General features: G+C 69.4%; 26 protein-coding genes. 14 read left to right on the top strand and 12 right to left on the bottom strand.

The genetic code is table 11. From position 1 onward, the window contains the following. Positions 1-109 precede the first annotated feature (109 nt). A complete protein-coding gene (locus ACIBX3_RS45125) occupies positions 110-859 on the top strand; it encodes an FHA domain-containing protein (RefSeq protein ID WP_397126801.1) in 750 nt (249 codons plus the stop codon). Between the two features lie 15 nt (positions 860-874). Further along, the gene (locus tag ACIBX3_RS45130; RefSeq protein ID WP_397126802.1) at positions 875-1,297 is read left to right on the top strand and encodes a hypothetical protein; all 423 of its coding nucleotides are present in this window, start codon (positions 875-877) and stop codon (positions 1,295-1,297) included. 51 nt (positions 1,298-1,348) lie between these two features. Here the strand turns inward: ACIBX3_RS45130 and ACIBX3_RS45135 are convergent, their stop codons facing one another. Genes ACIBX3_RS45135 through ACIBX3_RS45155 form a run of 5 tightly spaced genes read right to left on the bottom strand, consistent with a single transcriptional unit; the run spans position 1,349 to position 6,212 of the window. Next, positions 1,349-2,266 (bottom strand): carbohydrate ABC transporter permease, encoded by a 918-nt coding sequence (locus ACIBX3_RS45135; protein WP_397126803.1) that lies wholly within the window; start codon positions 2,264-2,266, stop codon positions 1,349-1,351. Next, positions 2,266-3,177 (bottom strand): carbohydrate ABC transporter permease, encoded by a 912-nt coding sequence (locus ACIBX3_RS45140; RefSeq protein WP_397126804.1) that lies wholly within the window; start codon positions 3,175-3,177, stop codon positions 2,266-2,268. Before ACIBX3_RS45140 ends, ACIBX3_RS45135 begins: the two co-directional genes overlap by 1 nt. After that, on the bottom strand, positions 3,177-4,589 hold the full coding sequence (gene ngcE / locus ACIBX3_RS45145) for an N-acetylglucosamine/diacetylchitobiose ABC transporter substrate-binding protein (protein ID WP_397126805.1): 1,413 nt from the start codon (positions 4,587-4,589) through the stop codon (positions 3,177-3,179). The genes ACIBX3_RS45140 and ngcE overlap by 1 nt, the downstream gene beginning before the upstream one ends. Positions 4,590-4,607: 18 nt before the next feature. After that, the gene (locus ACIBX3_RS45150; protein WP_397126806.1) at positions 4,608-5,342 is read right to left on the bottom strand and encodes a sugar isomerase domain-containing protein; all 735 of its coding nucleotides are present in this window, start codon (positions 5,340-5,342) and stop codon (positions 4,608-4,610) included. Further along, a complete protein-coding gene (locus ACIBX3_RS45155; protein WP_397126807.1) occupies positions 5,343-6,212 on the bottom strand; it encodes a MurR/RpiR family transcriptional regulator in 870 nt (289 codons plus the stop codon). It abuts the gene before it with no gap. A 79-nt stretch (positions 6,213-6,291) separates the two neighbouring features. Between ACIBX3_RS45155 and ACIBX3_RS45160 the strand changes: the two genes are divergently transcribed. Further along, entirely contained in the window at positions 6,292-7,323 is a 1,032-nt protein-coding gene (locus ACIBX3_RS45160) for an N-acetylglucosamine kinase (RefSeq protein WP_397126808.1), read from the top strand. A 14-nt stretch (positions 7,324-7,337) separates the two neighbouring features. Here the strand turns inward: ACIBX3_RS45160 and ACIBX3_RS45165 are convergent, their stop codons facing one another. The 3 genes from ACIBX3_RS45165 to ACIBX3_RS45175 all read right to left on the bottom strand — a co-directional run bounded on the left by ACIBX3_RS45165 (position 7,338) and on the right by ACIBX3_RS45175 (position 9,916). Continuing rightward, a complete protein-coding gene (locus ACIBX3_RS45165) occupies positions 7,338-8,225 on the bottom strand; it encodes a hypothetical protein (RefSeq protein ID WP_397126809.1) in 888 nt (295 codons plus the stop codon). Next, positions 8,222-8,755: an RNA polymerase sigma factor gene (locus ACIBX3_RS45170; protein WP_397126810.1), complete on the bottom strand. Its 534-nt coding sequence runs from the start codon at positions 8,753-8,755 to the stop codon at positions 8,222-8,224. Before ACIBX3_RS45170 ends, ACIBX3_RS45165 begins: the two co-directional genes overlap by 4 nt. Before the next feature lie 87 nt (positions 8,756-8,842). Beyond that, on the bottom strand, positions 8,843-9,916 hold the full coding sequence (locus ACIBX3_RS45175) for a thiolase C-terminal domain-containing protein (protein WP_397126811.1): 1,074 nt from the start codon (positions 9,914-9,916) through the stop codon (positions 8,843-8,845). 170 nt (positions 9,917-10,086) lie between these two features. Here ACIBX3_RS45175 and ACIBX3_RS45180 point away from each other — a divergent pair, with 170 nt between their 5' ends. Next, a complete protein-coding gene (locus ACIBX3_RS45180; RefSeq protein ID WP_397126812.1) occupies positions 10,087-10,935 on the top strand; it encodes a LysR family transcriptional regulator in 849 nt (282 codons plus the stop codon). 15 nt (positions 10,936-10,950) lie between these two features. Further along, positions 10,951-11,568 (top strand): MerR family transcriptional regulator, encoded by a 618-nt coding sequence (locus ACIBX3_RS45185; protein ID WP_397126813.1) that lies wholly within the window; start codon positions 10,951-10,953, stop codon positions 11,566-11,568. Positions 11,569-11,590: 22 nt separating this feature from the next. Here ACIBX3_RS45185 and ACIBX3_RS45190 read toward each other — a convergent pair whose 3' ends face one another. Next, the gene (locus ACIBX3_RS45190) at positions 11,591-12,475 is read right to left on the bottom strand and encodes a hypothetical protein (RefSeq protein WP_397126814.1); all 885 of its coding nucleotides are present in this window, start codon (positions 12,473-12,475) and stop codon (positions 11,591-11,593) included. Between the two features lie 60 nt (positions 12,476-12,535). Between ACIBX3_RS45190 and ACIBX3_RS45195 the strand changes: the two genes are divergently transcribed. The 4 genes from ACIBX3_RS45195 (at position 12,536) to ACIBX3_RS45210 (ending at position 15,121) form a co-directional block, all read left to right on the top strand. After that, complete coding sequence (locus ACIBX3_RS45195; protein WP_397126815.1) at positions 12,536-12,946, top strand: TIGR03668 family PPOX class F420-dependent oxidoreductase; 411 nt, start codon at positions 12,536-12,538, stop codon at positions 12,944-12,946. A gap of 66 nt (positions 12,947-13,012) precedes the next feature. Continuing rightward, the gene (locus tag ACIBX3_RS45200) at positions 13,013-14,362 is read left to right on the top strand and encodes a helix-turn-helix domain-containing protein (RefSeq protein WP_397126816.1); all 1,350 of its coding nucleotides are present in this window, start codon (positions 13,013-13,015) and stop codon (positions 14,360-14,362) included. Between the two features lie 88 nt (positions 14,363-14,450). Continuing rightward, positions 14,451-14,837, top strand: a complete 387-nt coding sequence (locus ACIBX3_RS45205) for a hypothetical protein (RefSeq protein ID WP_397126818.1) — start codon at positions 14,451-14,453, stop codon at positions 14,835-14,837. Continuing rightward, positions 14,834-15,121 carry a hypothetical protein gene (locus ACIBX3_RS45210; RefSeq protein ID WP_397126820.1) on the top strand — a complete coding sequence of 96 codons (288 nt, stop codon included), beginning with the start codon at positions 14,834-14,836 and terminating at the stop codon, positions 15,119-15,121. The genes ACIBX3_RS45205 and ACIBX3_RS45210 overlap by 4 nt, the downstream gene beginning before the upstream one ends. Before the next feature lie 347 nt (positions 15,122-15,468). Here ACIBX3_RS45210 and ACIBX3_RS45215 read toward each other — a convergent pair whose 3' ends face one another. Further along, positions 15,469-15,981, bottom strand: a complete 513-nt coding sequence (locus ACIBX3_RS45215) for a hypothetical protein (protein ID WP_397126821.1) — start codon at positions 15,979-15,981, stop codon at positions 15,469-15,471. Positions 15,982-15,998: 17 nt separating this feature from the next. Here ACIBX3_RS45215 and ACIBX3_RS45220 point away from each other — a divergent pair, with 17 nt between their 5' ends. Together ACIBX3_RS45220 and ACIBX3_RS45225 are read left to right on the top strand one after the other, a co-directional pair. Next, on the top strand, positions 15,999-16,211 hold the full coding sequence (locus ACIBX3_RS45220; protein ID WP_397126822.1) for a hypothetical protein: 213 nt from the start codon (positions 15,999-16,001) through the stop codon (positions 16,209-16,211). Next, entirely contained in the window at positions 16,208-16,561 is a 354-nt protein-coding gene (locus ACIBX3_RS45225) for a hypothetical protein (protein WP_397126823.1), read from the top strand. Before ACIBX3_RS45220 ends, ACIBX3_RS45225 begins: the two co-directional genes overlap by 4 nt. Here ACIBX3_RS45225 and ACIBX3_RS45230 read toward each other — a convergent pair. Then, on the bottom strand, positions 16,551-17,225 hold the full coding sequence (locus ACIBX3_RS45230) for a ThuA domain-containing protein (protein WP_397126824.1): 675 nt from the start codon (positions 17,223-17,225) through the stop codon (positions 16,551-16,553). The genes ACIBX3_RS45225 and ACIBX3_RS45230 overlap by 11 nt on opposite strands. Before the next feature lie 100 nt (positions 17,226-17,325). On the opposite strand from ACIBX3_RS45230, the gene ACIBX3_RS45235 reads away from it, so the two are divergent. The 3 genes from ACIBX3_RS45235 to ACIBX3_RS45245 are packed head-to-tail and all read left to right on the top strand — an operon-like array spanning position 17,326 to position 19,840. Further along, positions 17,326-18,201, top strand: a complete 876-nt coding sequence (locus tag ACIBX3_RS45235; protein WP_397126825.1) for an NAD-dependent epimerase/dehydratase family protein — start codon at positions 17,326-17,328, stop codon at positions 18,199-18,201. After that, positions 18,201-19,070, top strand: coding sequence for an RNA polymerase sigma-70 factor (locus ACIBX3_RS45240; RefSeq protein WP_397126903.1), 870 nt, complete (start codon positions 18,201-18,203; stop codon positions 19,068-19,070). The genes ACIBX3_RS45235 and ACIBX3_RS45240 overlap by 1 nt, the downstream gene beginning before the upstream one ends. 8 nt (positions 19,071-19,078) lie before the next feature. Then, on the top strand, positions 19,079-19,840 hold the full coding sequence (locus tag ACIBX3_RS45245; protein ID WP_397126826.1) for an SDR family oxidoreductase: 762 nt from the start codon (positions 19,079-19,081) through the stop codon (positions 19,838-19,840). Here ACIBX3_RS45245 and ACIBX3_RS45250 read toward each other — a convergent pair. Continuing rightward, the gene (locus ACIBX3_RS45250; RefSeq protein ID WP_397126827.1) at positions 19,830-20,402 is read right to left on the bottom strand and encodes a TetR/AcrR family transcriptional regulator; all 573 of its coding nucleotides are present in this window, start codon (positions 20,400-20,402) and stop codon (positions 19,830-19,832) included. The genes ACIBX3_RS45245 and ACIBX3_RS45250 overlap by 11 nt on opposite strands. Between the last annotated feature and the right edge of the window lie 23 nt (positions 20,403-20,425).

Genomic DNA, 20,425 nt, shown 5'->3' on the forward strand with positions numbered 1-20,425 from the left:
CTATTGCGAGAATTCGGCGGTTCTTACAAATGCCCGGGCAGATCGAGCCTATTATTTGCTTTAATTGTGCTGTTCGTGATTCGGAGGTCGGCGCCAAGGGGAGGTGCGCATGGGCTCTCAGCCCCAGCTGCTCGTTGTCAGCAGGGGAATGGCCGGGATCAAATTCGACATTCCCGGCGGGCACACCGAAATCGGCAGCATGCGAGGTTCAGGGATCCTGCTGGAGGTCGACGGGGTCAGCCGGCGGCACGCATCGCTCGACCGGAACGGCGACCACGTGGTCATCAACGATCTCGGGTCGCGAAATGGGACCTGGGTCAACGGCCACAAGATCGTCGATGGTCAGGCGCTCCACGACGGGGACCGACTGCGGATAGGGTACGCGGAGCTGCGGTTTGTGCAACCTGCCGCGGCGGCTTCGTCGGCAGGTTACGGGTTCGGGGACGTACGCGGGCCGGTGAACGCGGGAAGCGGCATCCAGTACGTGGGCGGACATCACCAGAGTGCCGGCAGAGACATTTATGGCGACAATTACGACATTCAAGTCAACTCAGATTATGAGCCGTTCGACGAGATCTTCCAGGGAAAAGGGTTCGGGCGTGTGCTCTTGATCCTCGGCTCGATGATCGCTCTGGCAGGGTTCGGCGTTTGGGCGTCCCTCATCTTGGGTGCCATGACCTCGAATGATTTCTCGGATCCGTTCACGCAGGAGTTGATTCCCGGAATCCCCCAGGCGCCCGCGGGTTTCGGTCTTTTCGTGGCCGGTGGGGTGCTCGCGGCGATCGGCTCGTCCATGTCCAAGGCCGCGCGCAAACGCATGGAGGAGCACAGACGGCGGCGGCGCGGGCCGCGGCGTTAGAGAGAGGCGACGGTAATGGCGGAGACCTTCCGTTTCGGGAACGTCAGCGGACCGGTGAACGCCGGGAGCGGCACACAGTACGTGGGCGGACATCACCAGACCGCCGGGCGGGACATCCACGGCGTCGCGGGGCACCAGATCGCGAACCAGGGCCTCCACGCCGATCTGGAAGCCATCAGGAGCGCCCTGGACGAACTGAGACTGTCCGCGGCCGAGCGCCAGAACGCGGAGCGCGAACTGTCCGCGGTTGAGGACGCGGTGCGAGGAGAGACGCCCGACAGGGAGCAGGCCGGGCACCACCTCCAGGAGCTCGCCTCGGGGCTGGAGCGTGCCGGAGCGCTCGCCGGCGCCGGCGCCACGTTGCTCGACGCCCTGGGCCGGATCGCCCAGTGGCTCGGCCCACTGGGCGCCGGAGTGATCGCCCTCCTCGGCCACTGACGCCCCGGGCGCCGGTCCGCCTCGTCCGGCTCCCCGCAGCTCAAGCCCCGGCTACTTGAGGGCTCCAGACGTCAGGCCGCTCTGGATCTGGCGTTGAAAGACCGTGTAGACCACCAGCATCGGCAGGATGGCCAGGGTCAGGGCGGCGAACAGGGCCGACCAGTCCTGGTCGTATCCGGCAGCGGTGGAGATGTCGGCGATTCCCTGCGTCAGCACCCACTTCTCCCGTTCCTGGAGCAGGACCAGCGGGAGCTGGTACTGGTTCCACTGGCCCAGGATGTTGAAGATCGTGATGCTGATGATGCCGGGCCGGGCCATCGGGAGCATGATCTGGAAGAACACGCGAGTGTGGGAGGCTCCGTCCACCATGGCGGCCTCCCCCACCGCCGTCGGCAGCGTGCGGAAGAAGGCCGACAGGAAGAAGACGGTGAACGGCATCGAGTACGCGATGTAGACCAGGACGAGCCCGGCATGCGTGTTCAGGCCGATGAACGGGCCGACGACCGGCACGTTGCCCATGTTCTGGACGACGAAGAACAGCGGGGTGAGCGCCAGGTAGACCGGGAACGCCAGGCCTGAGACGAACAGCAGGTAGATCGCGCGGTTGCCGCGGAAGGGATAGCGGGCCAGGACGTACGCGGCCATCGAGCCGATGAGCATCGTGCCGAACGTGCTGAACGACACCACGATGACGCTGTTGAGCATGTACTGCCCGATGTGCGCCTGCTCCCACGCCCGGGCGAAGTTGTCCCAGCGAAGCGCGGCCGGCAGCGACCAGGCGTCGCCGAAGATCTCGTCCTCGCTCTTGACCGAGGCCAGGAACGTCCACAGGATCGGCACCACCGTCAGCAGCGTCCACACCAGCAGCGCGAGGTGCGTGAGCACCGCGAGCGGGCCGAGGCGGCGCCTGCGCTCCTGGCGGGCGAGCTTGCGCGAGTTCGCCACCGTCCAAGAGGTCATCGTTGTCATCAGTACTCGATTCTTTCGCGCCGCGAGAGGCGCAGCGAGAGGATCGCGAAGCCGACGGTGAAGAAGAACATCACGACGCCCAGTGCCGAGGCGTACCCGAAGCGGAAGTACTGGAAGGCGTTGCGGTAGATCTCGGCGGCCATGACCGTGGTCGACCAGTCGGGGCCGCCGTGCTGGTCGGTCATCACCCAGACGATCGCGAACACGTCCAGGGCCAGGATGCCCAGGTAGACCCACGCAACCTGCACGGTGTCCCAGAGGAGCGGGAGCGTGATGCGGAAGAAGAGGCTGAGGCGGCCGGCCCCGTCGATCTGCGCGGCCTCGAACATGTCCCTGGGGATCGAGGCCAGGCCGGCCGAGAACAGCACGACGTAGAACCCGACCGCCTGCCACACCATGACGCCCAGCACCGACCAGAACGCCACGTCAGGGTCGGACAGGAAGCCGATCGGCGAGATCCCCAGCGCCATCAGCGGGCCGTTCAGCATGCCGCTGCCGTCGGGCCGGAACACCTGCTGGAACAGCACCGCCACCACGGCGACGGCCAGGACCTGCGGGAAGAAGAACACCACGCGGTAGAACTTCGACCCGCGGATCCCCGTCAAGCCCTGCGGGCCTCCCACGTTGAGCAGGAAGGCGAAGAACAAGGCGATGACGATCGTGATCAGCGGCAGCAGGATCAGCAGCGCGCCGTTGTGCGTGACGGCCTTCCAGAAGGTGCCGTCGTTGAGCAGCCGCTTGAAGTTGTCCAGGCCGATGAACGTGGGCGTGGCCGTGACCCCGCGCCAGTCGGTCATCGCGATGTAGAACGCCTGGATGTACGGCGAGATGACGTAAACCAGGTAGAGAATCACCGGGGCTGCCAGGAACGAGGTGATGAACAGCCCGCGGCGATACCTGTTGAAGATCATTAGCGCTTGTACTTCTTGATCGAGGAGTCGTTCTTGATCTCGTCGGACTTCTTCTGCAGGCGCTCCAGGTACGCGTCCGGCTTGAGCCCGCCGGTCATGAGCTCGCCGGTGGCGGCGATGGCCTCGTCCTTGAGCTGGGCGTACCAGGTCTGCCAGCGGTAGGTCACGGTGTTCGAGCCCGCGTCCGTCACGGCCTTGGACGCGCTGGCCGCGCCCGGAGACAGCTGCCGGCCCTCGCCCGCGCCCTTGACCACGGAGACGGTCTTGACCATCTCGCTGAAGTCGCCGGCCGCCTTCTTCGACAGCATGGCCCGCAGGTACTCCATGCCGCCCTGCGGGTTGGGGCTCTTGGACGGGACGATGAAGTTCTCGCCGGGCGCGGTGTGCAGGGTGCCGTACGGGAGCTTGTCCGAGCTGGTGAAGTCCGGGATCGGGAACATGCCGTACTCGAAGTCGGCCGGAGTGGTCGTCTTCTGCTCGTTCTCCAGCCAGGAGCCGGAGGGCAGCATGGCCACCTTGTACTTGTTCTGCGCGGTCTGGGTCTGCACGTGGTCGAGGCCGGCAGTGCCCTCCATGAGGTACTTGGCCCCGATCTCGGCCCAGGCCGCGGCCGAGGTCTTCATGGGCTCCGAAGTCCAGGCGCCGTCCTCGAGGTTGTCGATGTTGATCAGCACCTCGTTGCCGCCGATCTTGGCGGCCATGGTCAGCAGCGGCTCATAGAGATACTGCGGGAACTTCCCGGCATAGGTGAAGGGCGCCATCTTGCCGGATTTCTTGATCGTGTCGTTGAGCTTGAGGAACTCGTCCCAGGTCTTCGGCACCGCCCAGCCGTTGTCGCGGAACACCTTCTGCGAATACCAGATGCCGAAGATGTAGTTGACGTAGCCGAGCACGCTGAACTTGCCGTCGTAGGTCCCGATCTCCACGACGGCCTGGTCGAGGGTGTCCCTGATCTTGACGTTCGGGTCGTCCCAGCTCGGCGCGTCGAGCAGCGGGCCGAGGTCCTGGAGCTGGCCGTCCTGGGCGAGCGCGCCGAAGTCCATGGCGTTGGCGCCCGAGTTGTCGATCACGTCTGGCGGGTTCCCGCCGGCGAAACGCGGCTGGAGGACCTTGGTGATCTCCTTGGTCGCGTTGTGCTTGATCTCGACGCCGGGGTACTTGGTCTTGAACAGCGGCTGGTGGATGTTCTTCGCGTAGTCCTGGCCGAAGCCGCCGTCGAAGATCCACACCTCCAGCGGCTTCTTGGCGTCCACGCCGAACGGGTTGGCCGCGCTGGTGGCGACCGGCGCGGACGAGCTCGTGGCGGCGGGCGGCGAGGCGGGTGTGGCACAGGCGGCCAGCGTCCCCGCCACGGGCACGAGTGCTGCGCCGCGCAGGAACCCACGTCTGCTGATCTGGGGGGTGTCGGACATATGGCTACTCCTGACTCTTCATGTTCCGCGTCGGATGCGCCCTGCGTAGCGGCTTTCCAGGGCTTTGTTGTGCTCGTCGCCGCCGGTCACGTTGACCGACAGGTAGACGGGAGGCGTCTCGCCCAGCGCCACGAGCTCGTCCACCGCCTCGGTGACCACCATCTGCGCCAGCAGCGCCGAGGTGATCGTGGACACCGCACCGTAGCTGCCGCCGCCGGGCAGGTCGAGGATGGAGTCCCCGTACGGCGCGCCGTTGTCCAGCACGACGTCGGCCAGGTCGAGCAGCTTGCCGCCCGACGGGTGCCGCGAGGTCATCCGCGTGCTGTGCTTGACCGAGGTCAGCGCGATCAGCGGATGGCCGCGGTCCTTGACGATCGTGGCCAGCTCGACGACCGCGCCGTTCACGCCGGAGCTGGAGATCAGGACGAACACGTCCTGCGGCTCGACCGGCGCCAGGGCGTAGATCTCGTGCGCGACGGCCGGGTCCCGCTCCAGCTCCGGCGTGAGCACGCTGGGCGGGCGGCCGCCGTACAGGACGAGGTCCCTGGGCGAGAGGCGGTTGCTGGGGACGAAGCCGCCGGCCCGTCCGGCGATCTCCATGGCGATGGCCTCGGAATGCCCCGAGCCGAACGCGTTGACCACGCCGCCCGCCCGGATCGAGGCCACGACCAGCGCGGCCGCCCTCTTCACCGGCTCCGCCTGGCTCTCGGCGACCTGGTGACCCAGGTCGAGGACCTTGGATGCGTACGTCATTCAGCCTCTCCCCACCCGGTGGCTCTCCACGGCGCTGATCGTGCGCTCGAACGCCTCGTTCGTGCGCTCGTAGGTGCGTTGGGCGATCGCCACGTAAACGGCGTCCAGCACGAACAGCTGCGAGTGGACGGCGGCCAGCCCGCCGAGCCGGAACGTGGTCTCCCTGCTGGCCGTGGTTAAGATCAGGTCGGCCAGCTCCGCCAGCGGCGAGCGGGCGAACGAGGTGACCGCGACGGTCAGCGCGCCGTGGCTGCCCGCCTCGGCCAGCGACTCCATGACCTCGCGAGTGCGACCCCGGTGGCTGATGCCGATGGCCACGTCGCCCGCCTTGAGCAGCGCCGCCTCCGACAGGGCCACGTGCGCGTCGCCCGCGCTCCAGCCCGGGATGCCGATGCGGCGCAGCCTGCCCTCGAACATGGTGGCGACGTTCCCGCTGGTGGAGACGCCGACCAGGAGCACGCGCGGGGCCGCCACGATGGCGTCGGCCACCTTGGCGACCATGTCGAGGTCGAGTTGTGCGGCGGTGTCCTGGATGAGCCTGGTGTCGGCGGCGGCCATCACCTCGACGGCCGCATCGAGCGGGTCGTCGGGGCCGATCTCGTGGCCGACGCCGGCGCCCCAGCCCGCCTGGGCGGCCCGTCCCGTCTCGGTGGCGAGAGAGACGCGCAACTCGGCGTAGCCGGAGAAGCCGAAAGCCCGGCAGAACCTCGTCACGGTCGCCGGCGAGCTGCCGGCCCGCTCGGCCAGCGCGATGATGGTCGACCGCGCGGCCTCGGCCGGATCACCGAGTATCACCTCGCCGACCCTGCGCAACGCCTCCGGCAAACCGGGTAGTTCCGTCTCAATGCGCCCGAGCGCTCCTGAAGTCACGAATATTCCTTCCGAATACCCGGTCTTCTGGCGAAAATTATTCTTGCTTACCGGTCACGTCAAGCCCCAGACTCGGACCGTGACTGAATCGCTAGTCGTCGGCGTCGATGCCGGAGCCACGTCGACGCGCGTCGCGGTCCACGCACTCGACGGCACCCGGGTGGGCTACGCGCGGGCGGGGGCGGGCAATCCCAGCGCCCACGGGCTGTCCAAGGCGGTGGCGGCCGTGCGGGAGGCGCTGGGCGCGGCGCTCGGCTCGCACGACGGCGGACGGGTGGTGGCGTCGCTGGCCGGGGTGGCCGGGCACGTGGCCGAGATGGCGCCCGAGCTGGCGAAGGTGTGGGCCGATCACGGGATCGCGCAGGGGCCGCGGCTCCAGGGGGACGTGCCGATCGCGTACGCGGCCGGATCGCCGGAGCCCCGCGGATCGCTGCTGCTGTCCGGCACGGGCGCGGTGGCGGCCAGGATCGTGGACTTCGAGCTCGACGTGATCGCGGACGGGCTGGGGTGGCTGCTGGGGGACGCGGGGTCGGGCTTCTGGATCGGGCGGGCGGCCGCGATGGCGGTCGTGGACGCCTTCGACCGGGGCCTGCCGGTCGAGACCATCGACGCCGATGCGACGACGGGCGCGATCGGCGCGGACTCGCCGCTGGAGTCGATCGGCGCGGCGTCGGATGCGGGGGCCGGTCTGCTGGTGGCGCTCGTGGCGAAGGACTTCCTCGGTGACGAGCGGCCCGCCACGCCGCGTGACGTGGCCGACCGCATCGTCCGGCTGGCCCAGGCCGACCGCGCGCGGCTGGCGGGCCTGTCCGCGCTCGTCAGCCGGGCCGCGGCGGCGGGCGACCCGATGGCCGTCACCATCGTGCACGAGGCCGCCGGCCACCTGGTCGCCACGCTCAGGCGGGTGCACGTGTCCGGGCCTGTGGTGCTCGCCGGGAGCGTGCTGACCAGCGAGGGGCCCGTGCGACAGGCCGTGACGGAGCTGCTGGCCGGCGAGAGCGTGACGACGGCGCGCGACGCGGCGGGGGCGGCGGCCTGGCTGGCGGCCCGCGACCTGCTGCCGGAGGCCGAGGCGAAGGCCGGCCACGCGACCTTCACCGCCGGCCCCTGACGTTCGCGGCCGGGTCACCCGACCCGGGGCTCGGCGTCGCCGTAGACCGGGTTCTTCGGCAGGTGTTCCTTGGTGACCAGGAGCCGCACCACGCCGGGCCGGACGGACTCCGCCTCCCAGACGTACCAGTCGTTCCCGACCTCGGGCGCGGGCTCCCCCGGCCGGATGGCGTAACCCTCGTAGTTCGCGTGCGGCCTGATCACCTGGAGGACCGTGCTCACCCCGCGCGCCCGCGCCTCGACCCTCACCTCGCCCACGGTGCGCCCGCTGACCTTGATGCCCTCCAGCATCTCGCCCTCGGCGTTGGCACGGCCGGGAAGGTCGTACGCCTCCCCCGGCTCGGCCGGGCGGCCGAGCTTGACCCACGCCTCGCCCTTGAAACCGATCGGCAGCTTGATCACCAGGACGCACCCCGGTTGCCCTCCATCGCACCCGCCGGGCTCGCTGTCGGTGCTCATCCGCTCGCCGATCGCCCCGCCGCCCATGCCGGCCTGGAGCATCTTGCCGGCCCGGCTCGGCGACGCCGGGACGACCTGGACCTTGACGTTGAGGCCGACGGCGTCGAACCCCTCGGTGTACTTCTCGGCCTCGGCGTACGGGTCCTTGATCCGGGCCACCCATTCGCCGCCCTCCTGGACGATGTCCAGCTCGGTGCTGGCGTACGAGGTGGCGCTGCCCCGGCCGTTGAGGATGCTGGGCCCGATCAGGGCGGCGGCGACCAGGACGGCTGTGGCCATGACGCTCACCAGGACGCGCCGGGCGCGGCGGCGGGACGGCCGGACCCGTTCGGGCACGGGGTCCTCGGCGGTGATCGAGGCCAGCAGCGCCCGCGCCCCCGCGCCGGACGCCTGCCCGGCCAGTTCCTCGTCGCGGATTCTGGCGAGGTCGCTCAGCTCGTTCATGCGGACTCCACAGCGAATCGGTTGGCGGTGATGCCGGCGCCGGCCAGAGCTTTGGAGAAGCGCTTGCGGGCGCGATAGAGCCGGATGCGCACGGCGTTGCGCGAGCAGCCGAGGACCTTGGCGATCTGGCCGTGGTCCAGCCCTTCCCAGGCGATCAGCGCGAGCAGCTCCCGATCGTCTCCGAGCAGCTCGCCGAACGCGCGCGCGATCGCGCCCATTTCGACGCTGCCCTCGGGGGTGCGCGCGTAGAGGTCTGCGACGTCAAGGTCCAGGGACACGTTCCTGGCCTGCTGCCGGGCCTGGCTGCGGCGGTGGTTGGCCAGCACGTTCCTGGCCACGCCGTACAGCCACAGCCGGGCCTCGCCGCCCGCCGGCAGCGCGTCCACGCGACGCCAGGCGATGGCGAACGTCTCGGCGACCACGTCGGCCGCGTCCTCGGGCGAGTCGCAGCGGCGCATCGCGTAACCGAGGATCTGTTCATATGTCTGCGTGTAGACGGCCTCGAACCGGGTTTTCCGGTCGTCATCCACGGGCGGTCCCCATGGTCGGCCTCCTCGGTGTCGGGATTGGGTCACCCCGTACATGTCGGAGGCGTCATCAGCATTTCAGCTGATTTGTCACCTCGTGAGCAGGGCGGCGCTCCCGTAGCTGCCGCCGAACCCCGTCACCAGCGCGACCTCATGACGCCCCGTCCGCAGTTCGCGCACGGCCTGGGCCACGTTGTTCAGGCCGTGCACGTAGCCCTCCGACAGCAGGCCGCCGTGCGGGTTGACCCAGGCGTGGCGGCGTTCCAGCAGGTACGCCCCCAGGTCCCCGCGCCCGGCCAGCCCGAAGTCCTCCAACTGCCGGGGCACGAGCCACGAGTAGGCGTCGTACGGCAGCGCCACGTCCACGTCCGACGGCCGCAGGCCGGACGCCTCCCAGAGCATGGGGGCCACGTACGCGGAGAAGATCGCCGTCACGTCGTGCGAGCGGTCCATCGACGAGCACCCGGGTCCGCCTCCACGCACCACCGCCCGCACGCGTGGCCCGTCGAGCACGCCGCTGACGACCAGCGCGCACGCCCCGTCGGTCTCCTGGCAGCAGTCGACCGTGCGCAGCGGGGTGCAGACGTACGGCCGGGCGAGGTAGTCGGCGAGCTCCAGCGGCTCGCGGCGCAGGGCGCGGGGGTTGGTCTTGGCGTTGTCCCTGGACTGGGCGACGACGGCGTGCAGGTGCTCCTCGGTCAGCCCTGTGTCGTGCAGGTAGCGGGTCGCGGCCAGGGCGAAGAGCGGGATCGGGCCCGCCAGGCCGTAGGTGAAGCGCTCCTGCGGACCGGTGGAGACGGTGTTCATGCGCTTGCCCGAGCGCCCGTTGAGCGCCCGATAAATCACGATATTTCGCGCTAATCCCGCATGCACGAGCATCGCCGCGTCACCCAGGATCGACGCCGCCTGCGTCCCGCCCCCGGCGATGTCGTTGTGCCACCCCAGCCGCTCGATCCCCAGGGCCCTGGCGACCTGAACCACGGGCGCGGAGTCGTTCATGTGGTAGCTGAGCACCGCGTCCACGTCGCGCGGGCCGATCCCCGCGTCGGCGACGGCCGCCCGGCACGCCTCGACCGCGAGCTCCAGCTCCGTGCGCCCGGACCGCCTGGTGAGCGGCGTCATCCCGATCCCGGCCACGGCCGCCCGCCCGCCGAAGGGCTGCATGCGGGCCTCCTCTCTTCAGGACGCCGCCACGCTAACACGCCAAGCGCTTGCTAGGGTCTGGTCGACACTGTGGTGACAACGCAACTTCACGGAAGCTGTCCCGTCTTGTAATACGGAGGTGCGATCCACCGATAGCCCATCACCCGTCACCCGTCACCCCGAGGTGAGCGATGGATTTACGCCACGTCCGATACGCGATGGCGATCGCCCGCGCCGGAAGCCTGCGCCGGGCCGCCACCGCGCTGCACATCGCCCAGCCCACGCTGTCCGAGCAGCTCAGGGCGCTGGAGAAGGAGATCGGGGTCGAGCTGTTCAGCCGCTCGTCCAGCGGCGTGCAGCTCACCGAGGCGGGCGAGGCGTTCCTGGCGCAGGCCACCGTCGCGGTCGACGCCTTCGAGCGGGCCGTGGCCGCGGCGCGGACCAAGGGCCAGAACGCGCGCCTGGGCGTGGCCGACGGGCTGGCCGACGTGGTCGCCCGGCTGCTCTCCCAGATCCACAGCCTGTGCCTGCGGGCGGTCCCCATGGGCACGGCCGAGCAGATCGTCTCCATCGTGGACGGCAGCCTGCAGGCCGGACTCGGCTACGCGCCCGGCTCGCTGCCGAGGGGCGTGGCGCGGATGCTCGTCCACCGTTTCCCCGTGCGCGCGCTGGTCCATCGCGATCATCCCCTGGCGGCGTCCGAGATGGTGTCGCTGTCGGACCTGGCCGCGGAGCCGCTGATCATGCCGGAGTCCGACGCGGTGGCGGGCGCCCGCCGTTTCCTGGAGGGTTTCGTACGCCACCGCCTCCACCCCCGCCTCGGTCCGGCGGCAGCCACGCACGACCTGGCGATCGACATGGTGGAGCGGGGGGCCGGTTACGCGCTCAGCGTCCACGAGGGCACGTCGGTGCCGGAGGCGCTCACGTTCATCCCGATAAAGGAGGACGTCCCGCCGCTGGAGGTGGTGTTCCTCTGGAACCGCCAGGCCGACGTGCCGGAGTTGGTCAGCGCCGCCCGCCATGTCGCGCGCTCTGGATAGCGTTAATATCTAGCGATGCGGATCTCCGAACTCAGCGCCCGGTCCGGGGTGGCCATCCCGACGATCAAGTACTACCTGCGCGAGGGCCTGCTGCACCAGGGAGAGCAGACGGCCGCGACCCGCGCCGAGTACGACGACACGCACCTGCGCCGGCTTCGCCTGATCCGCGCTCTCCTCGAGGTGGGGAAGCTGCCGGTGGCCGCCATCAAGCAGATCATCGCGGCCGTCGACGACGAGTCCCTCCCCATGCACGAGATGTTCGGCACGGCGCACTACGCTCTCGGCCCCACCGTGGAGCCGGAGCCGGGCGAGGACTGGCGGGCCGCCCGTGCCCAGGTGGACCGGCTCATCGACGACCTCGGCTGGACCGTGCACTCCGAAGCCCCCACCCGTGACGAGCTCGCCCAGACCCTGGTCAGGATGCGCCAGCTGGGCGTGCCCATCGACCTGGGTCCGTACGCCGAGGCGGCGCGCAAGCTGGTGGCCGAGGTCGAGATGGACACCGTCCCCTTCAACGGGCCGCGCGACGCCGCCGTGGAGAGCATGGTGCTGGGCTCGGTCCTGTACGGCAAGGCGTTCGACGCGCTGCGCCGCATGGCCCAGGAGTCGGAGTCGGCCCGCCGCCTCAAATGACGCCGGCTCAAATGACGCCGCCTCAAATGACGCCGTTCGCCTGCAGCACCTGGACGTTGTGGACGGTGATGGCGCCGCGCCATTCGAGGGACCCGGCAGGGGAGATCCGCGCGTAGTCCACGGTCCACCCGCCGTCGTCCCGCTGCTCGCCGGCCAGCCGCATCAGGTCGGACGCGATCACCTCGGGGGCGAACAGGGCGCGGGCGTGCCCGGGATGCGGCGCGAAGTCCAGGGGCCGCAGCGCCTCGTCCGTCGTGCCGCCCTCGACGGGCACCCGGCCGTCCGCGGGGATGTACGTGCCGAGCCGCTTGAGCAGGTCGGCGGCCCGGGGCTGGGTGTCGTACACGGCGTCGAGGAACAGCACGGCGAAGGACAGTATGTACGCGTGCGGCCGCTCCTCCAGCGCCTGGATCGCGTCGAGGCAGTAGCGCGTGGCCTTCTCCAGCCACGGGTGCGCGGCGACGGCCGGGTCGTGGGCGGCGACGCGGTGGGCGGCGGCCGCCGAGATGGCGGTGATCTGCAGGGACGAGGCGGTCCCGTCGCTCCCGGCCCACCAGGGTGCGGTGCCGTCGGCGAGGGTGACCGGCAGCGCGAACGGCAGCCCGCCGTCGGGCAGCGTCACGCTCTCCAGCCAGTCGCACAGCTCCGCGGCGTGCGGGGAGGTGTGCGGGGCGACGTCCTCGAACACCTCGAAGGCGTGCAGCGCCGCGCCGGGCTGGCTCTCGGGGGAGCGCAGGTCGGGCTCCAGGCCCCATCCGTACCCGCCGTCGGCGTTGCGGTAGGCGTCCAGGGCCGCCAGCGCGCCGTCCGCGTCGCCGTCGCCCATGAGGAGGTCGTAGCGGCGGCGGTCCAGCACGCGGCCGTGGGTGGCCAGGAATCCGGGGATCAGGGATAGGTTGACGTTCATGACGCCATCGTGCCCGTGGCGTTGAGGTGCAGTCTTGTAGGTTCCGGACACACTGGGTGCATGGACGACGGCGTGGCGCGGGAGAAGTTCGGCGGGGAGCGAGTGGCCCGGCTCGCCACCGTGGGCGGCGACGGGCGACCGCACCTGGTGCCGGTGGTGTTCGCCCTGGCCGGTGACCGGGTGGTGACCGCGATCGACCACAAGCCCAAGACCACCACCGACCTCCGACGGCTCCGGAACATCAGGGAGAACCCTGAGGTCAGCCTGCTGGTCGACCATTACGACGACGACTGGTCGCGATTGTGGTGGGTACGCGCAGACGGGGCGGCCCGCGTCGTCGAGTCCGGGCCGGACCGCGAGGCGGCGATCGACGCGCTGGCGGCCAAATACCTCCAATATCGCGAGCGCCGCCCCGCCGGCCCTGTGATCGTTGTGGACGTGACGCGCTGGACCGGCTGGTCTGCCACCTGAAATGGTGCACGGTGCTCCAATGGTCAGACCGGGGCAAACCCACGGCACTCCCAGCGGCTTCGGCGGGTGCTCCTCAAGAGGGCTCGGCCGATCTTCGGAGACGGCTGCGAGCAGCGGGTTACCCTGGGATCAGGTCGTCCCCCCTTGAGGTGTTGGATCTTGTCGAGAGAACCGGCCCTCGGTGAGAACCTGGCGCGCATCAGGGTGAGCAAGGGCCTCACTCAGGAGGAGCTGGAAGAACGCTCGGGCGTGAGCGTGTCCACGATCCGCAAGCTCGAACAGGGCGACCGCAGGAGCGCGCGTGTCTCGACGCTCCGCAAGCTGGCCGAAGCGCTCGACGTACGGACCTCGGATCTGTTCCGGCCTTCCCCCGAACCGGTCTCGCCTCAGGAGGAGACCGTGCACGCGGACCTCCTCGCGCTGCGCCGTACGCTCAAGCCCGTGCGCGGGCTCGCGGGCGTCCAGATGCCCGACCTAGACGGACCGGTCTCGTACCGGTCGGTGCGGGAGTCATTCCTCTCGGCGAACAGCCTGTACCGCGCCGACGATTACCGGGCCGTGGTGCAGACGATCCCCGCGCTGCTCGTGGAGGCGCGCACGCTGGTGGCGGATGCTCGGGGCGCGGACGAGGAGCGCGCCGCGCTGACGCTGCTCTCCCAGACCTTCCAGTTCTCGGCACAGGCGCTGATCCAGCTCCAGCAGTACGACCTCGCCTACCAGGCAATCACGGAGGGGATCACAACGGCCGAACGGGCCGACGATCCGCTGTTGGGCGCGTGGCACGTCTTCAACGAGTGCTGGCTCTTCCTCCGGGAAGGGCGGCTCGATGACGCGCAGCGCGCAGCTCTGGCGACGGCCCAGGCCATCGAACCGCGCTTCTCGACGAGTGACCCCGCGAAGTTCGCCACCTGGGGATGGCTGCTGCTGTGGGCCTCGGCGGCAGCCGTACGCGACAACCAGGGTGATGAAGCCGAAGACATGCTCACACTCGCCCGTGCAGGGGCGCATCGCATCGAGGGGCAGCCGCTTGAGGCTCCCCCGCTGTGGGCGGCACGGGGCGCGTCCACCTTCGCTGGGTTCTCCCCGGAGCTGATCCAGATCAAGGCCGTCGAGTACGCGGTGGTGCGGGGGGACAGCACGCGGGCTCTGGAAATCCATGACGAAATCCGTTCGACGGGGAATCTGTCGAGCAGTACACGGTACAGATATCTGCTCGATGTGGCCGGTGCTCATGCCTTCGAGCGGAATGCGGCGGAATCATGGGAAATTCTTCTCGACCTCAAAGCCCGTGTGCCGCACTGGCTCAAGTACCAGCCGTTCGCCCGGCGGGTGGCCGACCAGCTCATCGAGGACCGAGCGCGGGCGCTCAGAGCCGAGTATGCCGAGGTCGCGAGCTTCCTCGGGGTCGAGGCCTGATCCAACTGCCACATGTTGTGATAGTCGGATCAACCTCTATTCGTAAAGTGCCACATGGTGTATCTGGAGTGCACTCTCCCTCTCCTTGATGCTGTTCTCCATGGATGCTCTTCCTCTGCACGTCACGAAATTCGATAGCCGCTGGAATTCGTCGTCCGCGGCTGAACGACTCCGGGCGGAGCTCGAAACCCGGGGCATTTCGGCCGATGTTCACGAGGGTTACCGACTGGCGCTGGTTTGGGTCTGGGTGGGCCTGGTGGTGTGGTGCGACGGTGAAGGGTTCTGGTGGCGTACCGGGTGGGACGAGGGGCGCAAGCGTGCCGTCTACGCCTGGCATCCGGTAGCGGACCTCGGCCGGGCCGTTCGCCGGATCGCGTTCCGCTATGCGGAGCTGCGGGAGGGGCATCCGCTGTCGGCGCTGGTCCGGGCGGCGCTGGAAGAGGAGCCGGAGCCTCGGGCGGAGTGGCCGCTATGAGTGTGAGCCTGGACAGCCTGAAGAACGAGTACGGCAGGCAGTGGATCATCTCCGATGCGGTCGGTGGCGGCTGGTACGCCGTGCGCCGTGCCCTCCTGTCGGAGCAGGGCAAAGAGCGCGGCCTGTCCAACGTCCGATGCGGCCGGACTCCGGAGGAATTGGCTCACCATCTGGCCGAAGAACGCAGACTCGAAGCACCGTGCCGGGCGCTCGCGCCGCTACGGCACCCCCAACAGCGGAATATGCCCCCGCATTCGTCGAGACTGGCCACCACGTCACTCTGAGGCACGCGGACTCGGACCTGCAGGGTGTCAAGGTCCGCGCAGGCCGGCAGCCCGCGCGGCAGCTTTGGGATCATCTGAGATCGCGAGTTCTTCAGCGTGAGTCTCGGGAATCAAGGCAGCCGCCTCTGAGCCATCTGACTGAGAGCGCGATCAGGGGCGGCAACCGGCCAGAACTGAAACCGCCACACCTCTAACCCTTCAGGCAGCATATCCACTGGATAGAGGGGGTTCTCGCCGGGGCGTCCATCGCCGGCATGGCCCGCCGCCTCACCCGCGGAAACTCCGCTACGCGCCAGCAGCGGTACGTCCTTGAGCAGCCGACCTACTAGCCCTTCCTGAACATGCGCTCAGTCGTCAGCGGCGACCAGGAGCGACAAGATCTTGGCGGAGCGGTCGATGAAGACCAGTTCGAGAAAGTCGATATGAACCCCGCCCCAGTCGTGAAAGGCCTCATGACCGAGATCTGTGAGCTGGTATCTCTCGGTGGCTCCTGCGACCAGCGGATGAACCTCCTGCTCCAGCCGGGCGGACAGAGCCACAGGAAGAGGGCCGAACTGTGCCGCCCAGTCGCGCAGAATGGCGTACGCGCTCATCTCGTCCATGCGCACGTATGCGGCCGGGCTCACGTTCCGCAGCCAGTAGGGGCCATGGCGAAGCCCGTCGGACTCGACTCCCCCTCCGGCATAGTCGTCCCGGAACTGCTCATTGCCAATCAGCTCCGTCAGTAGGTGGGTATCGCCGACATCCGAGTGAGACACACCGAAGCGCTTGATGTCGACCCAGCGACGTGCATGATCCTCGAAGAGGAACTCCCGAAAGTTGATGAATGTCTGGTCTAGATACGTGAGCGTCTCTTGCACGTCTCAACAGTAAGAGCGTGCTTCAGGGGAGTGATCGCATCGGTCGCCATGCCGCCCATGATGATCTTCTCAAACACGCTCTCAGGGGCGACATGTGCGCGCTCCGTGTGATCAAGGATGGCATCATCTCGGTTCCCGTCATGATCCCTGCCGACCCGGACCGCGACCCCGACCTGTTTCGTGAAGCCCTCAAGCGCCTGGAGGCGGTCACTGAAAGGATGAGCCGATGAGCAAGACGATCACCTATGTCATCACCTACGAGAACGGACGGTGGGTGTCGCGTTGCCCTACGGGAGAGACCGAGGGCGTCGGTGTGGCCAGCTCCTTGTCGCAGATGGAGCGTGATTTGGCCGAAATCCACACTTGGGCTTGGCCCCAGGACACACCCGGCGTGGATTTCGTCTTCGACCTGCCGGAGGAGGTGGCCGCTGTGGTGTCCGAATATCACCGTGAGAAGGAACTGGCCGAGTCTCACACCAGGCGCGCCGCGGCTGGCCGTCAGGGCGGCAAAAAGCGGCCTTCCCCGCGCTGCTGCCTCCCGAGCGGTCAAGGGGTGGCGCCCCGGTGCGTCATTCCCTGATCGTGACCGGCCGCTTCAGCAGCCAGAGCGCCGCCCGCTGCAGCATCGTCCGGTGGACCTCGTTGTCGTACGACCTGGTGTCGTGGCCGAGCGCGTCGTAGAAGACCCGGCCGCGCCGCACCGGCCGCGCCCAGACGAGCGGCTGGCCGTTCGACGAGGCCAGCGGCTCGACGTCCGGCAGGATGTGGAGGTCGCTGTAGACCTCGTCCACCACGTCGAAGTCCCGCAGGCCCTCCACCACGGGGTGCCTGCCGTGGATCCGTACGCCCGTCCAGCCCAGCGGCGGGTGGTGGGACTTGGGCCACGTCCAGCAGCCGCCGAGGACACGCGGCCAGCCCTGCCAGTCGTCGAAGCAGATCGACGCCGAATGCATGCACAACAATCCGCCGCCCCGGTCCAGATGGTCGAGGAGCGTCGTACGGGCCTGCGCCGGTAAGGCGTAGCGCCACTCGTCGCGCAGGTCGGCGAATCGGTCCTGGGCCATCTGCCAGCGCAGCGCGTTGACGGTGATGAGCTGGACCTCCGACGGCTCGCTGAGCGCGCCCGCGATGTCCTCGGTGATCTCGGACTCGACCCCCACCTCGGCGAGCGCATCCGCGAGCGCGGCCGACGTGGCGGCGAAGTCGTGGAACGGGCCTCCTGACAGGATCAGATTTCTCGCCACTTGCCCAGCCCATCATGCTTAACGCGGCATTTCTACCCATGAACTGTCACATCCGGCGCTCTTGTCCCGTCCTGCTGGTGTTACGAGACAGGGAGGAAGCATGAAGGTTCTGGTCGCGGGCGCCACGGGAGTGATCGGCCGGCAGCTCGTGCCGCTGCTGAAAGCGGTGGGGCACGAGGCGGTCACGCTGTCCAGGTCGCCCGGCGCGGACGTGGTCGTGGACGCGCTCGACCGGGAGGCCACGGCGCGCGCGGTGCGGAAGGTCGCCCCGGACGCGGTGGTCCACCTGCTCACGGCCATCCCCAAGGTCATCGACCCGCGGAAGATCGGCGAGCAGTTCGCGCTGACGAACCGGCTGCGGACCGAGGGCACGCGCAACCTCATCGAGGCGGCCCCGGGCGCCAGGTTCATCTCCCAGGGGCTGGCCTACGCCTACGCGCCGGCGCCCGGGCTGGCCGACGAGGACGCGCCGCTGTGGCGGGAGGCGCCCAAGGCGTACGCGCCTGTGGTGGCGGCCCTGGAGGAGCTGGAACGCCGGACCGTGGCGGCAGGCGGGCTGGTGCTGCGGTTCGGGCACCTCACCGGGCCCGGATCGGTGTACGACAAGGACGGCTCCACCACGCAGGCCGTGCTGGCGGGCAAGCTGCCGATCGTGGGCGACGGCGGGTCGGTGATGTCGTTCACCCACGCGCACGACGCCGCCACGGCCGTGGTGGCCGCACTCGACCGGGACGTCACCGGGGCGCTCAACGTCGTGGACGACACGCCGGTCACCTTCGCCGAATGGCTGCCCGCGTACGCGGACCGGCTCGGCGCGCCCAAGCCCAAGCGGGTGCCGGCGTTCCTGGCCAGGCTCGCGGTCGGCCCCTTCGGGGTGGCGTACATGACCAGGCTGCGGGGCGCCGACAACTGCCGCGCGCGGCTCCGGCTCAACTGGCGGCCCCGGCACGCCTCCTTCTTCGGCGACGCGGCATGATGCCAACCGTGGATTTCGAGGAACACAGGCCCATGCTGCTCGGTCTGGCCTACCGCCTGCTCGGCAGCATGTGGGACGCGGAAGACGTCGTGCAGGAGGCGTGGCTGCGCTGGCAGGGCATCGACCGGAGCGAGATCAGGGAGCCGCGGGGCTTTCTGGTGACCGTGGTCTCGCGGCTGGCGCTCGACCAGCTCCGCTCGGCCCGGGTGAAGCGGGAGGCGTACACCGGGCCGTGGCTGCCGGAGCCGGTACTGACGGCGGAGGCGGGGCCGCTGGACACGGCCGAGCTGCGCGACACCGTCTCGTACGCGACGCTGCACATGATGGAGAAGCTGTCGCCGCCGGAGCGGGCGGTGTTCGTGCTGCGGGAGGCGTTCGAGCTGCCGTACGACGAGATCGCGGAGATCGTCGGCTCGTCGGTGGCCAACGCCCGGCAGATGCACCACCGGGCCTCCGCGCGGGTGACGGAGGGGCGCGACCGGTTCCGGCCGTCCTCCGAGGACCACGCGAAGCTGCTGATGAAGTTCATGGACGCGGCCGCGGGCGGCGACCTGAGCGCGCTCACCGACCTGTTCCACGAGGACGTCGTGGCCTGGAACGACGGCGGCGGCAAGGTGCGCGCGGCGCTGCGGCCGATCATCGGCCGGCGCAAGGTCCTCGCGTTCCTGGAGGGGCTCATCTCGCGATACGAGTTCACGGAGGCGCGGGTGGTCGACGTCAACGGCGGGCCGGCGATCTGGACGCGGGTCGGCGAGGGACACCAGCTCGTGGTGATCGACTTCCGCGACGGGGTCATCAGGGATATCTACACGATGCTGAACCCGGACAAACTGGAGCACGTGCGGCCGCGCCGATCCGCTGATCTATAGTCTCGCCTATGGATCTCGGCATCTCGGGCAAGGTCGCCCTCGTCACCGGAGGCAGCGCGGGCATCGGACTGGCCGCGGCCAAGAGCCTGGCGCGGGAGGGCTGCGACGTTTGCGTCACCGCCCGCAATCCGGAGAAGCTCGCCGACGCGGTGGTGGAGCTGCAGGAATACGGCAAGGTCGTGCACGCGGTGCTGGCCGACGTGGAGGACCCGACCGCGGCGCGGCGGGTCGTCGAGGAGACGCGCAGCGTGCTCGGCCCCATCGACATCCTCGTGGCCAACGCGGGCGGGCCGCCGGCCGGGCGCTTCGACGAGGCGACCCTGGCCGACTGGGACGTGGCCGTCCAGCGCAACCTGCTCGGCACCGTACGCCTGATCCACGCCGTGCTGCCCGAGATGCGCTCGCGCGGCTGGGGCCGGATCGTGACGATCACCAGCAGGTCGGCCCGCGAGGCGCTGGACGGCCTGGCGCTGTCCAACGCCACCCGCTCGGCCGTGGCCGGGGTCGTCCGCACGCTGGCCAGGGAGGTCGGCGGCGACGGCGTGCTGGTCAACAACGTGATGCCGGGGCCCATCGACACCGAGCGGCTGAGGGAGCTGGCGGGCGGCGAGGAGGCGCTGGCGGCGCGGGGCCGGGGAGTGCCGGTCGGCCGCATCGGGCGCGCGGAGGAGGTGGGGGACGTGGTGGCGTTCCTGGCCAGCGAGCGGGCGTCGTTCGTGACCGGGATCTCGATGCTGGTTGACGGCGGCGAGAGCCACGTCATCGCCTGAGGAGGGTGCCCACGATCCCGGCCGCCCAGGTCCGGTCGTCGTCGGGCGGGTCGGCGAAGTGGGACAGGTTCGCCCGGTGGAAGCAGGCGCCCATCAGCATCGCGGCGGCGGCCTGCGGATCCATGTCCGCGTCGATCCTGCCGGCGGCCTGCTCGGCTTTGATGATCTCGGCCAGCACCATGATCGGCGTGTGCGGGCCCGTGCCGATCTCGGCGAGCATGCTCCTGAAGCCCGCCAGGAGCGAGGGGTCGGCGAGCAGGCCCGAGGCGATGCCCGCCGCCCTGGTGTAGAACTCGACGGCCGCGACCGTGAAGTCGGTGAGGTTGGCCGCCACGTCGCCCTGCCCCACGCCCTTCCGGAGCCGTGCCAGCGCGGGGCCGAGCGCGGGCATCCGTTCCAGCAGCACCGCGAGGAAGAGCGCCTCCTTGCCGGGGAAGTGTTTGTACAGCAGGGCCTCGGAGCAGCCGGCCTGCCGCGCGATCCGCTTGGTCGTCGCCCCCACGATGCCGAACTCGTGAAGAGCCTGCTCGGCGGCCTCGATGATGCGATCGCGCGTGCGCATCCGCTCATGATATGAGCGGATGC

It is taken from the genome of Nonomuraea sp. NPDC049480 (assembly GCF_044465905.1).
Taxonomy (GTDB): domain Bacteria; phylum Actinomycetota; class Actinomycetes; order Streptosporangiales; family Streptosporangiaceae; genus Nonomuraea.

Bases quoted from the DNA above. Each gene is read 5' to 3' on its own strand.
- ACIBX3_RS45125 (WP_397126801.1), top strand. From the start codon at position 110: ATGGGCTCTCAGCCCCAGCTGCTCGTTGTCAGCAGGGGAATGGCCGGG.
- ACIBX3_RS45130 (WP_397126802.1), top strand. From the start codon at position 875: ATGGCGGAGACCTTCCGTTTCGGGAACGTCAGCGGACCGGTGAACGCC.
- ACIBX3_RS45135 (WP_397126803.1), bottom strand. From the start codon at position 2,266: ATGACAACGATGACCTCTTGGACGGTGGCGAACTCGCGCAAGCTCGCC.
- ACIBX3_RS45140 (WP_397126804.1), bottom strand. From the start codon at position 3,177: ATGATCTTCAACAGGTATCGCCGCGGGCTGTTCATCACCTCGTTCCTG.
- ngcE (WP_397126805.1), bottom strand. From the start codon at position 4,589: ATGTCCGACACCCCCCAGATCAGCAGACGTGGGTTCCTGCGCGGCGCA.
- ACIBX3_RS45150 (WP_397126806.1), bottom strand. From the start codon at position 5,342: ATGACGTACGCATCCAAGGTCCTCGACCTGGGTCACCAGGTCGCCGAG.
- ACIBX3_RS45165 (WP_397126809.1), bottom strand. From the start codon at position 8,225: ATGAACGAGCTGAGCGACCTCGCCAGAATCCGCGACGAGGAACTGGCC.
- ACIBX3_RS45175 (WP_397126811.1), bottom strand. From the start codon at position 9,916: ATGCAGCCCTTCGGCGGGCGGGCGGCCGTGGCCGGGATCGGGATGACG.
- ACIBX3_RS45180 (WP_397126812.1), top strand. From the start codon at position 10,087: ATGGATTTACGCCACGTCCGATACGCGATGGCGATCGCCCGCGCCGGA.
- ACIBX3_RS45185 (WP_397126813.1), top strand. From the start codon at position 10,951: ATGCGGATCTCCGAACTCAGCGCCCGGTCCGGGGTGGCCATCCCGACG.
- ACIBX3_RS45190 (WP_397126814.1), bottom strand. From the start codon at position 12,475: ATGAACGTCAACCTATCCCTGATCCCCGGATTCCTGGCCACCCACGGC.
- ACIBX3_RS45195 (WP_397126815.1), top strand. From the start codon at position 12,536: ATGGACGACGGCGTGGCGCGGGAGAAGTTCGGCGGGGAGCGAGTGGCC.
- ACIBX3_RS45205 (WP_397126818.1), top strand. From the start codon at position 14,451: ATGCTGTTCTCCATGGATGCTCTTCCTCTGCACGTCACGAAATTCGAT.
- ACIBX3_RS45210 (WP_397126820.1), top strand. From the start codon at position 14,834: ATGAGTGTGAGCCTGGACAGCCTGAAGAACGAGTACGGCAGGCAGTGG.
- ACIBX3_RS45225 (WP_397126823.1), top strand. From the start codon at position 16,208: ATGAGCAAGACGATCACCTATGTCATCACCTACGAGAACGGACGGTGG.
- ACIBX3_RS45235 (WP_397126825.1), top strand. From the start codon at position 17,326: ATGAAGGTTCTGGTCGCGGGCGCCACGGGAGTGATCGGCCGGCAGCTC.
- ACIBX3_RS45240 (WP_397126903.1), top strand. From the start codon at position 18,201: ATGCCAACCGTGGATTTCGAGGAACACAGGCCCATGCTGCTCGGTCTG.
- ACIBX3_RS45245 (WP_397126826.1), top strand. From the start codon at position 19,079: ATGGATCTCGGCATCTCGGGCAAGGTCGCCCTCGTCACCGGAGGCAGC.
- ACIBX3_RS45250 (WP_397126827.1), bottom strand. From the start codon at position 20,402: ATGCGCACGCGCGATCGCATCATCGAGGCCGCCGAGCAGGCTCTTCAC.